Origin of the sequence: Streptomyces griseiscabiei (assembly GCF_020010925.1) — a bacterium.
Classification (GTDB): Bacteria; Actinomycetota; Actinomycetes; order Streptomycetales; family Streptomycetaceae; genus Streptomyces; species Streptomyces griseiscabiei.
Genome location: NZ_JAGJBZ010000002.1, coordinates 3,712,930 through 3,725,709, shown reverse-complemented (window position 1 = coordinate 3,725,709; position 12,780 = coordinate 3,712,930). Strand labels below are relative to the sequence as shown.

Annotated in this window: 11 protein-coding genes; 8 read left to right on the top strand and 3 right to left on the bottom strand. The window is 71.4% G+C overall.

The window, feature by feature from the left end; translation table 11 throughout:
• Window positions 1–417: 417 nt before the first annotated feature.
• From J8M51_RS33275 to J8M51_RS33265, 3 genes are all read left to right on the top strand, one after another.
• A complete protein-coding gene (locus tag J8M51_RS33275; protein ID WP_256965532.1) occupies window positions 418–936 on the top strand; it encodes a hypothetical protein in 519 nt (172 codons plus the stop codon).
• Window positions 897–1,469 carry a hypothetical protein gene (locus J8M51_RS33270; protein ID WP_179203258.1) on the top strand — a complete coding sequence of 191 codons (573 nt, stop codon included), beginning with the start codon at window positions 897–899 and terminating at the stop codon, window positions 1,467–1,469. Before J8M51_RS33275 ends, J8M51_RS33270 begins: the two co-directional genes overlap by 40 nt.
• Window positions 1,470–1,707: 238 nt before the next feature.
• On the top strand, window positions 1,708–4,479 hold the full coding sequence (locus tag J8M51_RS33265) for a helix-turn-helix transcriptional regulator (RefSeq protein ID WP_086758997.1): 2,772 nt from the start codon (window positions 1,708–1,710) through the stop codon (window positions 4,477–4,479).
• A gap of 499 nt (window positions 4,480–4,978) precedes the next feature.
• On the opposite strand, the gene J8M51_RS33260 is transcribed toward J8M51_RS33265, so the two are convergent.
• Window positions 4,979–5,263, bottom strand: a complete 285-nt coding sequence (locus J8M51_RS33260) for a hypothetical protein (protein WP_086758994.1) — start codon at window positions 5,261–5,263, stop codon at window positions 4,979–4,981.
• Between the two features lie 313 nt (window positions 5,264–5,576).
• On the opposite strand from J8M51_RS33260, the gene J8M51_RS33255 reads away from it, so the two are divergent.
• The 3 genes from J8M51_RS33255 (at window position 5,577) to J8M51_RS33245 (ending at window position 8,216) form a co-directional block, all read left to right on the top strand.
• Complete coding sequence (locus tag J8M51_RS33255; RefSeq protein ID WP_086758992.1) at window positions 5,577–5,804, top strand: hypothetical protein; 228 nt, start codon at window positions 5,577–5,579, stop codon at window positions 5,802–5,804.
• A 49-nt stretch (window positions 5,805–5,853) separates the two neighbouring features.
• The gene (locus J8M51_RS33250) at window positions 5,854–6,855 is read left to right on the top strand and encodes a cyanobactin maturation protease PatG family protein (RefSeq protein WP_179203257.1); all 1,002 of its coding nucleotides are present in this window, start codon (window positions 5,854–5,856) and stop codon (window positions 6,853–6,855) included.
• Window positions 6,856–7,229: 374 nt separating this feature from the next.
• Window positions 7,230–8,216, top strand: a complete 987-nt coding sequence (locus J8M51_RS33245; protein ID WP_267299664.1) for a S8 family serine peptidase — start codon at window positions 7,230–7,232, stop codon at window positions 8,214–8,216.
• Between the two features lie 197 nt (window positions 8,217–8,413).
• On the opposite strand, the gene J8M51_RS33235 is transcribed toward J8M51_RS33245, so the two are convergent.
• Window positions 8,414–8,905: a DUF6326 family protein gene (locus J8M51_RS33235; protein ID WP_086761779.1), complete on the bottom strand. Its 492-nt coding sequence runs from the start codon at window positions 8,903–8,905 to the stop codon at window positions 8,414–8,416.
• Window positions 8,906–9,068: 163 nt separating this feature from the next.
• Here J8M51_RS33235 and J8M51_RS33230 point away from each other — a divergent pair, with 163 nt between their 5' ends.
• Complete coding sequence (locus tag J8M51_RS33230; protein WP_086761781.1) at window positions 9,069–10,208, top strand: sensor histidine kinase; 1,140 nt, start codon at window positions 9,069–9,071, stop codon at window positions 10,206–10,208.
• A complete protein-coding gene (locus J8M51_RS33225; RefSeq protein ID WP_086761783.1) occupies window positions 10,205–10,861 on the top strand; it encodes a response regulator in 657 nt (218 codons plus the stop codon). Before J8M51_RS33230 ends, J8M51_RS33225 begins: the two co-directional genes overlap by 4 nt.
• A gap of 660 nt (window positions 10,862–11,521) precedes the next feature.
• On the opposite strand, the gene J8M51_RS33215 is transcribed toward J8M51_RS33225, so the two are convergent.
• Window positions 11,522–12,769, bottom strand: a complete 1,248-nt coding sequence (locus J8M51_RS33215; RefSeq protein ID WP_086761785.1) for an MFS transporter — start codon at window positions 12,767–12,769, stop codon at window positions 11,522–11,524.
• Between the last annotated feature and the right edge of the window lie 11 nt (window positions 12,770–12,780).

The window sequence follows — 12,780 nt, the reverse complement described above, 5'->3', positions numbered from 1 at the left end:
CGGAAGTGCATGGTCTGGAGATGTACGAGGCCCATCCCGTGATGCGGGTGCCGGAGCCCCAGGAGGAGCGGCGGAGCGCCCTGGCGATCCGCGAGACGGCACTCGCCCTCGGTGCCCGCGACGTGCCGGCGGAGCAGGGGGCTCAGCCCTGCGGTGCCGGGCCGACCGAGTCTCGACGACACCATGACGGCGAGCCGCCTGGCGGGCTCGATCGAGCGGCGGGAACTGTTCGCGATGCTGGCGCACACCCGTCATACCCCCGAACTGTCCGCCGAGGAGACCGGAACAGGGCCTCGCGCCGGCGTTCGCGCCGGCCGAGGGCGACCTGGTGGCGGCGTACCGGGGCGAGGGCCGGACCGGGGTGCATCTGTCCGGGGACTTCGGGCCGACGTCCGACGGCCGACGTCCGACGGGGCCATGCGGATCCTGCTGCTGTCGGGCGGGCGGAAGGCGCTGGACGCGTCGGCTGCCGGACTTCCGCCGGGCACCGTCGCCCCCTTGCCGGACCGGCCGATCGCCGTGCACTCGCCGCTGCGCGGTCACTTCCGCGAGTTCATGGCGCCGTACATCGACGCGATGCCGTTCGAGGCGCCCGAACCGCCACTGGTCTCCTGCCCGAAGCGCAAGCCCCTGACCACGGCGGAGGACGTCCGGGATCTGTCCGACCGGAGCCCCACGGACCCGATCAGCCTCGTGGACGTCTGCGACGAGACGAAGGACCAGGGCGTGCGCCTCGGCCTCATCCTGGGCAGCTCGATCCCGGACGGCATCCTCGGGTTCCCGTTCCTGGTGGTGCACGTCGACAAGCAGGAGCACATCCAGCAGGTGCTGACCAGCGTGTACGAGTTCGGCGGGGACCTCTCGCAACTGCGGGCCCGGTGGGCGCGGCGGCCGACGTGTCCTCCAGCGTGGGGGGCACGGAGTGCGACACGCTGATCGAGGACCGGCTCGAAACCGACCTCGACGCGGGGACACGGAAGGTGGTGGCGCGGCACTTCCACCCGGAGGCCGGCAGCCCGTACCGGCTGCGGCGCGCCGCCCGACCCGACTTCGACGCACGGGGCATCACCCGCCATGAGCGGCTCACGGCGTTCGGTCCGTTCCCGGTGGACATCCCGCCCTCCCAGGACCCGGCGGACCTGGTGCCGCTCGACGTGCCGCGCCCGCCGACCGGCCGTGTCCGGGACACCGGCGGCACGACCGGCACCCCCTGCCGGGTCTTCTCCACGCCCGCCATGCTGCTGCACCGCGGAGCACGGCGCCGCCGGTCCTTCGTCACCGAGGGGTTCGCCCAGGGACGGACCTGCCTCCAGGCGACCCGTACGGGACCGCATCTGGTCGACAACGGTGTGGGAGGTGTCGGACCGGTATGCCGGGCAGGTGTACGCCGTCGACATCAACGCGGCGGGCCTGCCCGTCGAGCAGTACGCCGAACTCATGCCCTATGTGCCGAATTACCCCGCAGGTGATAATGAATCTCTTACGCAAAGAGGACTGGTCAACAGCCGTGGAATACGGCACCGTAGGACAGGTTCGACTGACCGTGCTGCATGAAGGCCCGTTCCTTCCCGGCATCCTCGAACGCGACCAGGTGCTGCGTTACGACACCGGCTCGAGATGGCCGCCCTCTGCAAGGACATCTCCAGCCTCTGGAAATCTACTCGTCAGTTTACGAATGGATTCCGACGTGCTGCAAAGAATACACGCATGATACTGATCGACCGCAAAGACGAAATATTCACGTTACACGAATTCCTCGCGAGCAGCCGCCGCGGCAATGGACACGTCGTCCTCGTCAGCGGCTCCGTGGGCATCGGCAAGTCCGAGTTACTCTATGCCTTAGCCGAGGAGGCGTCCGCGACCGGTTCCGAGGTCCTGCGAGCCGTCGGCCGGGAGGACGAGCGCGACGTCCCGTTCGGTGTCGTCCATCAGCTCGTCCGGGACCTTTCGCTGCCCGCCCCGCTCCGTACGCAGATGACCGTCCTGGAGAACGGTTACGCCTCCGATCCTCCCGCCCGTCCTGATTCGGCCGCCCTGCAGGCCCATGTCGCCCGCGGCCTGTGCCGTGCGCTGCTGCACGCAGGCGGGGCGGGCGGCCTGCTGCTCTGCGTCGACGACGTTCAGCACACCGACTCCGCTTCCCTGAACTGTCTGCTGCAACTGCTCCCGCACACGAGATCCGCCCCTGTGATGGTCGTGTTCAGCCGCCCGGACAGTGCCCGCCACCGTCTCCCGCTGTTGAGCACCGAACTGCTCCGCCATCCCTTCTACCGGCGTGTCCGGTTGGCTCCCCTGTCCCCGGAGGGCACGACCGAGCTCACGACGAAGGCCCTGGGCACGGAGGAGTCACAGGGCCTCGGCCCCGTCTACCACTCCCTCAGCGGAGGCAATCCGCTGCTCGTCCACGCCCTGCTGAGGGACCACCGCGACCGGCTGGTGGACGGCGACAGCGACGCGGGGTCCGAAATCCCGCCCGCGGGAGAGGAGTTCGCGCAAGCGGTGCTTGCCTGTCTGCACGGCCGGGAGCCGGACATCCTCGGCGTGGCCCGCACGATGGCGCTGCTGGACTCCTGCTCCTCCCCCGACCGCATAGGCCGCCTGCTCCGGCGCGGTCCGTCCTCGGTGGCGAACGCGCTGCGGCACATGGAGGCCGCCGGGCTCGTCACCGACAACCGTTTCCGTCATCCGGCGGCACGGTCGGCCGTCCTGGACGACATCCCCTGCGGCGTGCTGCGGCAACAGCGAGTCGACGTCGCGGAGTTACTCCACCACGAAGGACTTCCGGCACCCACGGTCGCCCGGCATCTGGTCGCCGCGCGACATGTGCCACCCTGCTGGGCCGTCCCCGTGCTGTTGGACGCCTCCGAGCAGGCGCGCCGAAGCGACGACGTCGGCTTCGCCCTGGAGTGCCTGGAACTGGCGCTGTCCGGCTCCGACGACGCGCGGGAACGGGCGCTCACGACGACGATGCTCGCGCGGCTGGAGTGGCAGCTCAACCCCTCCACGGTGGCTCCCCGTCTGGGGCCGCTGTCCGAAGCGCTGCTGGCGGGCGGCCTGCCCGCCCATCTGGCCGTTCCGCTCTCCCGTGCCCTGCTGTGGCACGGGCGCTTCGACGAGGCCGCCGAGGTGATCCGCGCGCTGGGCCCGAAGGTCCCGGGCCCGCACGGCCTGTTCACGGAGATCAGGGAGTGGCTGCGGAACCGCTACCCCGTGATGGTGCCTCTCCTGCCCGCCGCCGATGACGGCCCGGGCATCCGCGACGGCAGAGAACCGGCGGCCACCAGACCCGTCCTGCTCGCCGAGACCGTCCTCGGCTCGACACTGCGCAACGGCGGCGACGAGTCCAGCGCCTGGAGCGCCGAACAGGTGCTGCGCTCCTGCCCCCTGGGCGACACCAGTCTGTACGCGCTGGAGTCGGCGCTGCTCGCGCTCGTCTACGCGGACCGGCTCGGCCAGGCCTCCGTCTGGTCGGCCAAGCTCCTGCAGGAGGCCACCGTCCGGCAGGCGCCCACCTGGCAGGCGCAGTTCACCGCGATCCGCGCCGAACTGGCCCTGCGACAGGGCGATCTGAACGATGCCTGCGACCTCGCCCGCTCCGCCATGACCCACCTCTCCCCCCGCAGTTGGGGAGTCGCCGTCGGTGCGCCGCTGAGCACGCTCGTCCTGGCCGCGACCGCCATGGGGGCGGACGACGTCGCCGAGGAGTACCTGCGGCACTCGGTGCCGGAGGCGATTTTCGAGTCACGGTACGGCCTGCAGTATCTCTACGCCCGGGGCCATCACCACCTTGCCGCGGGCCGGGTGCACGCGGCCCTGGACGACTTTCTGCGCTGCGGCGACCAGGCCCGCGCCTGGGACATGGATCTGCCCGCCTTCCTGCCCTGGCGCAGCGGCGCGGCGGCCGCACATCTGCGCCTCGGGCAGCGGGACCAGGTCCGCCGACTCGCGGACGCGGAGCTGGCCCGCCCCGGCAGCGCCAAATCCCGCAGCCGCGGTGTCGCCATGTGCCTGCTCGCCGAGATCGCCGAACCGCGGCGCCGGGCGAGCCTGCTGCTGGAGGCGGTCGGTGTCCTGCGGCTCACCGGGGACAGGCTCGAACTGGCCCGGGCCCTGGCCGCGTTGAGTTCCGCGCAGCGCGCGATCGGTGAGGCGGAACAGGCACGGCGAGCGTTATACCAGGCGCTGCACCTGGCCGATGTGTGCGGCGCCGGACCTCTGCAGCTCTCCCTGCCGCCGCGCTGCAGGGAGGAGACACCGCCCGCCCCGGGCACCGTTCCACGCGATCCCCTCAGCGCCGCGGAGCGACGGGTCGCGTCCCTGGCCTCCCTGGGCAACTCCAACCGTGAGATCGCCGACCAACTGTGCGTCACCATCAGCACGGTGGAACAGCATCTGACCCGCGTCTACCGCAAGCTCAACGTGACCAGGCGCGCGGATCTGCCCAGTGAGTTCAAAACCCTGGCCGTAGGATCCATCTGACCGAACCGCGCCGCCCTTCCCATCACGGGCGCCGCCGAGTCTCGTGGCGCCCCTGGCGCCCGTCGCGGTGGATCACCACAGCTCCTGCGGCTGACCCGTCACGTGGCGCCCTGGCGCCGTTGCCGGGGCGTCGATCGTCTTCAGCCGTGGGAGCCTGTCACGCGTTCGGGCGGCGGCCGGGCATCGGCTTCGCACAACCGTCGAGGCACACGCCACCGGGCCGGGCAAGGCGGCGCACGTTCGGCCTGCCTCACGCGCCCATCGGCTCACTGCCGAGTGCCTCCGTCCCTGTACCCCCGCCGGCACGGACGGTTTGCACGGACGATGCCGCGACCCGCAGCGAGCCGGGTGAGGGTGTCGCGCCGACCCGGGCCGGTGTCCGACGGTGCGGCCTGCAGCGGCGGGTCCGGCGCATGTGCGCGGACTCCACCAGCTTGAACACCATCACCAGGGCCGCGGCCGGAGTGCCGGCCCGCCATGACGCGGGTGCGACGGGCGCCTACCATTCGAGCGGTGGATCGGCGACGCACTGGTCGTAGTACCCCCAGCATGTCTGGCTGCACCGCTGCCACTCGTAGAAGTCGTCCGCCAGGGGTTCGCAGTCGCGCAGGCAGTTGTCCACGCCCTGGTTGCAGAAGATCAGCTGTTGACGCTCCTCCTCGGTGAAGCTGGGCACGATCCGCTCGGCGGCGGCGCGGCGCCTGCTCCGGGTGGGCCGGCCCGTCGTGTACCGGCCGGAGCTCCGGCGGACGGCCGCCTCGGCGTGGAAACCGGGGATGGTCATGGTGTCGCTCCCGTCAGGGTGATCCGGACGAGCAGGCCGCGCCGACCGTAGGTCGGCCGACGCCCCCGAGCGAGCAGCCCTCACCGTCCAGGTTACGCGCAGGGTGCGCGCTCCGAGGTGCACGACGGAGCAGGCCGGCGCAGTCTGGAATCAGCGCAAGTGTGTGCGAGTCCTCGTGCCCAACTGCCCATCCCCCACCACCGTTCGTCACTGTCCGTTCCCGGATCTCCGGTTGCTATCCGGTCGTTTCCGCCGGTTCTCCCGGCCGGGCCGCCGCGGACCGCGACCGCCCGCCACCCGAGGGGTGAGAAGGATGACCGAGGGTGAAAAGCAGAACGGCACCGCCCGGGCCGGTGAACACCGCCCGCACCGGGTGCGCCTTCCCGGCTTCGTCACGGACGAGTCCATCGGCCTCGGTGACGCCGTCAAGCGCGTGACGAGCACGATGGGGGTGAGGAAGCCCTGCGGCGGCTGCGAACAACGCGCGGCCGCGCTCAACCGATGGCTGGTGTTCTCGACGGGCCGCGGTCACCGATCGTGAGGACGACGGTCCGTACGGCACGAGCTCCGCAAGGCACAAGGAGTCACCCATGGACCACCCGACGGAACCCGCGGCGGACCTCCCGACCGGTCCCCCGACGGATCTCCCGGCAGACCTCCCGACCGGTCGCGGGACCGGTCCCGCGACGGACTCGCCGATCACCGAGGGACACCCCGTGCATCCGGACCCGCTCCTCGCGCCGGCCGCCGCCGACGCCGCCATCGTCCCGACCTGTGCCGAATGCGGGGCCGCGCGGGCGGAGCAGGTCGCCTCGGACACCGCCAACAACTACGTGTACGTGCTCGGCCAGATCGATTTCCGGGCCCCGAGCCTGGCGGTCGAGAAGGAGGTCGCCCAGGCGGTGGCCCGGTCCGCGAACGCGAACCTGACGGACCGCCAGGCGGTCTGCGCGGCCATCGCGCGGCCGGAGAACCGTTACCTCGCACGGCAGTTGTGCTACGTGCTGAGCGTCCAGGGCATGGAGACGTACCTCCTCCGGCCCCGGGATCCCGTGGACTTCGACAGGCTCGTGGAAGCCGTCCGCCCCGAACCCAAGGGCACCGACCTGGATGTGGTCATCGGACACCGGGGGCCGCTCGCCCCGCCGTCGCTCTGCAACGGTCTGACCCTCCCGGTCGTGGCCTTCGAGCAGGTCTACTCCTTCACAAGCGACGAGTTGATCGCGGGGATCGGCAAGCCGGAGGGGACGAGCGACAAGTGGTTCACCCGCTCGTCCAACGAACTGTTGCGCCGTGTCCTGCAGTTGGGGGACAACGCGGGCGACACCGACGAGCATCGCGCCATCAACTACCTCGCGGTCCGGTACCCCCGCATCTATGAGAAGACCGTGGAGGCGTTCGCCGCCGACGCGAGCCTCAGCGGGGTCGTCTTCCGCGAGTCCCGGCTGAGCGGTGCCCGCAGGATCCTCGACGTCGTGCTCTCCTACACGGGCCGCCAGACGGACGTGACCGAGAAGTTCTTCGTCCGGGTGGACGTGACCGAAGTCTTCCCGTTCCTGGTGAACAAGCTGGCTCCCTACTACGACCGTTGATGCGCGCCGCCCGACCGGCGCGGGAGCAAGGAGGTGTGAGAGATGAGTGTTCCGGGCTTCACCGCCGAATCGGCGCTCCAGCGGACCGGCGGACACTATCGGACGTCCGGCGGTGGCCGTGCCGGCCGCCTGTCCGCCGTCATCCCGCAGGACGATGCGGCGGGATTCTGCAGCGTGGTGGAGTGCCCCGCCGTCTGCCGCTCGGCGTGCCGTGGCAACCCCTACGGATTCCGGTGCCAGCAGTGCCTGAAGGAGTGCCGTCACGGGTGCACCAACCCCGGCTCCGACGGAACGTCCGCGCGTCGCGTCGCCGTGAACGTCTGGTGAGGATGCCCCGAACGGCCCGAGGATGACGACACACCGAGGACGGTGCGATGGCGGAACCGCTGGAACAGACCGGGCTCGCGCGCCTGATGGCGCGCGGCGCCGGCCGGCCGGAGATCGTCGTGGCGGTGGTCGACGGCCTCGTCGCCCTCGGCCACCCGGGACTCGCCGGCCGACACCTGCGCGTGCTGCCCGGCGGGACCGGCGACCGGGGCGGGCAAGGTGACGTTGCCTGCCGCCCGACAGGCAACGACGCGTCCTGCCGCCACGGCACCTACGTCGTCGGACTCCTCGGCGCCGACCGGACCTCGCGGCCGCCCGGCATCTGCCCGGGCTGCACCTTCCTGCTGCGCCCCATCTTCGCGGCGGGCCACGTCACCGGCCGCCCCTCCGCGCCCGCCATGCCTGCCACGCCCGCCGTCCCGGCCACCCCGGCCGCGCGGCCGGAGGACCTCGCCGCCGCCATCGTCGAGTGCGTCGACGCCGGCGCCCGGGTGCTGAACCTGAGCGTCGCGCCCGACCGTCCCTCCAGCACGGACCACCGCGAGCTGGAGTGGGCGCTCGACCACGCGGCCAACCGGGGCGTGATCACGATCGTGGCCGCCGGGAACCAGGGCACGGTCGGCACCTCCGTCCTCACCCGCCACCCGTGGACCGTCCCCGTGGTCGCGTACGACCAGCGAGGTCGGCCGATGAACCTCTCCAATCTGGGAGGTTCGATCGGCGCACGCGGCCTCGGTGCTCCGGGCGAGGGAGTCGTCGGCCTCGGCGTCGACGGCCGCCCGCTGGCGGTCACCGGCACGAGCGCGGCCGCCCCGTTCGTGGCCGGCGCCGTCGCACTGCTGCTGTCGGCCTTCCCCACCGCCCCACCCGCCGACGTCCGGTCCGCCCTCCTGCTCACCGCCGTCGGCCCCCGCCGCACGGTCGTCCCACCCTTCCTGGACGCCTGGGCCGCTTACACCGCCCTCGCCCGGACCGGCAACGCCCCCCTCCCGCACGGCAACCGGCCACTCAAGAGTCCGGAGTCCCTCCGCTGATCACGGTGTTCCTCATCGACGCGCCCCGACCGGCAGTATCGACTTCGCCGGTGCCGAGCGCATCCAGAATGCGGTGCTCACGTGCCACGGTCAGATCGTGGGTGGCGCATGGGGAGCGCGGGCGAGGCCCCCAGCGGGCGGACGAAGGGGTCGGCGAGGACTTGCCCGTTCATACCGTGACGTTGCTTCTCGCCCTTTCACGCTTGCTGCTTGGCGCGAACGGCTTCACGGTCCGGACCGGTCGCCGGGGTCGCCGACGGTGTGGTGCGGGGCCAGGTCCAGGCGTACCGCAGGATGAGGGCGAGAACGATCACTTCCAGTGCGACGCCGAGGCCGTAGAAGTACGTCCAGGACTCGCCCACCGCGTTGAAGGCCGCGAAGGGGACCTGTACCGAGGCCACGACGAGGTTCGTGATGCGGTTCGCCCGGGCGGGCAGCGCCGCCGACAGCACGATCATGAGGATCGGGATCGCCATGAGCACGAGGAAGGTGGTCAACAACGTCTGGCTGATGCTGAACTCCCAGACGACGCCGGCCTGGATGTCATCGATGACACCGGGCTTGAAGAAGGCGAGGATGTCCACGTAGACGTACAGGAACATGAAGCTTGTCCACGCCGCGGCGAGCTTGGCTCTCACCGGGATCCGCTGGTTCTCCAGTGCGGTCGTGGTGGGTTGACGCGTTCTCATCGTGGGCTCCGTTGTCGTGGTGAGGACTGGTAGGCCCACGATCACTGGGTCCGGGCGGCGGGCACATCGGCGTCGAGGCCGGACCCGCCTCGGCCGTTGAGAGGAGTGGCGTCTCGTTCTTTCGGTCGGTCCGGGACGCCTCGGTGGCCCCTAGGCTGGGTGCGTGACCACCAATGCCCTGAGCCCGCTGTGGGCCGAGCCCCGCGCCGCGGACGCTCCCGAACGGGTGTCCCGCGACTGGGTGCTGGTCGGGGTGGTGATGGTGACGGCGCTGCTCGAAGGAGTCCTCCGGGACGACGTCGCCTGGCGGCCGTTCGCGACGATCGTGGCGGTCGGACTTGCGCCGCTGCTGTTGTGGCGGCGTACCCACCCGTTGGCCTGTGTCGTGGTGGCCTTCGGCACCGCGATGGCGTTGGGACTGGCGAGCCTGCTGGGCGGGGCCCCGAGCGTGGGCCTCGACACGATGATCTACGTCCTGGTGCTCGTCTACGCGCTGGTCCGCTGGGGCTCAGGGCGTGAGATCGTGACCGGGCTGGCGGTGGTGGCGGTCGCCGCGGGAATCGGTACGGTCGCCGACTACACCGGGCCGACCGACGTCATCGGCGTGTTCGCCGTCCTGGCCGCGGCGGCAAACGGAGCGGCGTTCCGCTACCGCGCCGAGAGCTGGCGCCGGGCGTTGGACCAGAGCCGCACCCAGGAGCGGGTCGGCCTCGCGCGCGAGTTGCACGACATCGTCGCCCACCACGTCTCGGCGATCGCTGTGCAGGCGCAGGCGGGCCGGGCGATGGCCGGGCAGCGACCTGGAGCGGCGCTCGAGGCGCTGGAGGTCATCGAAGGGGAAGCGTCTCGGACGCTCGCGGAGATGCGGGCGATGGTCCGGGTGCTGCGCGACGGAGCGCCGGCGGAGTGCGCCCCCCAGCCCGGCGTCGCCGACCTGACGTCCCTCGCCCGACGCGCCCCGGTCCCGGTCGTCGACGTAGAGTTGCCGGACGACATGGGCGAACTTCCGCCCCAGATCGACGCGGCGGTCTACCGGCTGGCGCAGGAGGCGCTGACCAACGCCCTGCGGCACGCCCGCAACGCCTCGCGTGTGGAGATCCGGGTCGTGGAGGGCGCGGGAAGGCTGCGACTGCGCGTGAGCGACGACGGACAGATCGACCGGGCACGGTCGGTGAACCACGGCTTCGGGCTGCTGGGGATGACCGAGCGCGCGCAGCTGCTCGGCGGCACGCTGCGTGCCGGGCCGGGGCCCGAGGGCGGGTGGACGGTCGACGCCGAGATGCCGACGAAGGTACGGCGATGACGGTGCGCGTGCTGGTGGCCGACGACCAGGATCTGGTGCGCACCGGCCTGTCGATGATCCTTGAAGCGCAGCCCGACATCGAGGTCGTCGGCCAGGCCGCCGACGGCCACGCCGCCGTCGAGCTGGCGCATCGGCTCCGCCCCGACGTGTGCCTGGTCGACATCCAGATGCCCGGCCTCGACGGCATCGAGGTGACCAGGCTCCTCGCAGGGCGCGGCGTCCCGGACCCGATCGCGGTAGTGGTGATCACGACATTCGACCTCGACGAATACGTCCATGGCGCGCTTCGGGCCGGCGCCCGGGGTTTTCTGCTCAAGGACGCCGGGCCGGCGCTGCTCGTCCAGGCCGTCCATGCGGCCGCCGTCGGCGATGCCCTGATCGCACCGAACATCACCCGACGGCTGCTGGCCACCCTCGCCGCCAGGGAACCGTCGAGCCGACGGACCCAACCGATCGAGCCGCTCACCGAACGCGAGGAGGAGGTGCTGACGCTGGTCGCCCGTGGCCGCACGAACGCCGAGATCGCCGCCGAGCTGTTCATCGGCCTGACGACCGCCAAGACCCACGTCGCCAGCCTGCTGGCCAAGATCGGCGCCCGCAACAGGGTCGAGATCGCGATGTGGGCGTACGACACCGGCCGGGTGGGTGCCTGAGCCCGGGTCCACCGCGCTGTGGTTGGTCTGTGGACGACGAAACGGCCGCTTGCTCCCTAGCTGTTTGCGGAGCCAGCCATGCCCACCCGGAGGCTGCAATCGCCATGGAGCCCACCATGGAACCTTTCCTCCGCACCCCAGAAGCACAGGCGGCCGACAATCGGCCGGGGCCTTCCCAGCGGTTCCTCTGAGGAGTTGCTGGGGAGTTTCTCGTCGCTCGGGGAGGCTCTGGGGAGTTGGAGCGACACAAACCGGTCCCCCTGCGAAAGACACCGACATACACGTTCCGGCAGGCAAGAGACTCAATGGGCGCCGGAAGCCCCGGTCAGTGGCCCGCCCCCGGGGTCTCCATGGATGTGGTCCCCGCCGACGCGGGGCGGTTCGTTCGTCTGGCTCCCGGTGGCAGCCCGCCGTTCGTGGTCCCCGCCCGTTACCGACTTCGTAGCCCCACAACGGGGTTACCGGCCTTGAGAGACCGGCGGCATGCTGGTGTGCCCGGCAGATGGTGGAGTCGACATCGACCTCCCAGACGATCAGCCCGGCCGCATCAGCCCCGGCAGGTCATCCTGGCGGCAGGGTTGCTGTCGCGCGCCTGGTGACGGGGGCGACGTACGCCGCCGCTCACGCATGCCGACCCGCAAGCACCGTGCGGGACGCGCGCTACAGCGAGCCCGCGTCGTCGGCGGTGGCGGGAACGTCGGTATCGGTGGCGCGGCCCGCGGCCGGACCCCCGGTACGGGCCCCGGTCTCGACCGCCGGGGCCAGGAAGGCGGCGCACACCACACAGGCCAGGACGACGAGCATGGCGGGGCGCAGGCCGACCTGGTCGCCGAGAAAACCGAGTCCGGGTGGTCCGACGAGGAAGGCGATGTAGCCGATGACGGCGACGAGACTGACCCGGGCCGTCTGGTCGGGGCCGGACTCCCCGGCGGCCGAGAGCGCGAGGGGGAAGCCGAGCGAGGCGCCCAGTCCCCACAGCAGTACGGCCGCCCCGGCCATGGCAGCGTTGTCGGACACGATGACGACGAGCAGGCCGAGGGCTCCGGAGAGGGCGCTGGCGCGTACGACGACGGTGCGGCCGAAGCGGTCGAGGAAGTAGGTGCCGCCGAAACGGCCCAGTGTCATCGCGGCGGCGAAACCCGCGTACACCAGGGACCCCGCGGTGGCGTCCATGCCGTGGCCGTCGACCATCAACAGCGGCAGCCAGTCGTTGGCCGCCCCCTCGGCCAACGCCATCGCCAGCACGATCGCGCCGATGAGCAGCAGCCGTCCGTCCTTCCACACCGCCGGGCGACGCCTCCCGACGCCCGCATCATCATGCCCCGAGGGCGCGGCGCGGCCGGTGCCCTCGGGGACGGCACGCATCGCGTGAAGGAGGAGGGCGGCGGCGAGCAGGACGATCGCCGCGAGGTGCCAGGACACCGGTACGCCCGCCGCCGTCGCCGCCATGCCCGCCCCGGCTCCCAGCACGGTGCCCAGGCTGAAGCAGCCGTGCAGCGCGGGCAGGGTGGTCCTGCCCCCGATCCGCTCGACATCCGTGCCGTCGACGTTGACGGCCACGTCACCGACGCCCATCCCGGCGCCGAAGGCGCACAGGCCCGCGGTCACCATCGGCACCGAGGCGGAACCGCTCCCCCAGGAGATCGTGGCCATCCCCGCGACGAGGAGCCAGGTCCCCCAGACGATGACGGGCCGCGTCCCGAACCTGGACACCAGCCGTCCCGAACACGAGATGCCCGCCATCGAGCCGAGCGACAGCCCGAACAGCACCAGCCCCATCTGCGCGGTGGAGAGTTCCAGCCGGTCCCGGATCGCGGGTGTGCGTGTCACCCAGGAGGACATCGTGATCCCGGCCAGCAGGAAGAGCAGGAACAGCGCGTGACGCCGCCGACGCACGGCCTCGTCCATCAGAACACTTC

Bases quoted from the DNA above. Each gene is read 5' to 3' on its own strand.
- J8M51_RS33275 (WP_256965532.1), top strand. From the start codon at position 418: ATGCGGATCCTGCTGCTGTCGGGCGGGCGGAAGGCGCTGGACGCGTCG.
- J8M51_RS33265 (WP_086758997.1), top strand. From the start codon at position 1,708: ATGATACTGATCGACCGCAAAGACGAAATATTCACGTTACACGAATTC.
- J8M51_RS33260 (WP_086758994.1), bottom strand. From the start codon at position 5,263: ATGACCATCCCCGGTTTCCACGCCGAGGCGGCCGTCCGCCGGAGCTCC.
- J8M51_RS33255 (WP_086758992.1), top strand. From the start codon at position 5,577: ATGACCGAGGGTGAAAAGCAGAACGGCACCGCCCGGGCCGGTGAACAC.
- J8M51_RS33250 (WP_179203257.1), top strand. From the start codon at position 5,854: ATGGACCACCCGACGGAACCCGCGGCGGACCTCCCGACCGGTCCCCCG.
- J8M51_RS33245 (WP_267299664.1), top strand. From the start codon at position 7,230: ATGGCGGAACCGCTGGAACAGACCGGGCTCGCGCGCCTGATGGCGCGC.
- J8M51_RS33235 (WP_086761779.1), bottom strand. From the start codon at position 8,905: ATGAGAACGCGTCAACCCACCACGACCGCACTGGAGAACCAGCGGATC.
- J8M51_RS33225 (WP_086761783.1), top strand. From the start codon at position 10,205: ATGACGGTGCGCGTGCTGGTGGCCGACGACCAGGATCTGGTGCGCACC.
- J8M51_RS33215 (WP_086761785.1), bottom strand. From the start codon at position 12,769: ATGGACGAGGCCGTGCGTCGGCGGCGTCACGCGCTGTTCCTGCTCTTC.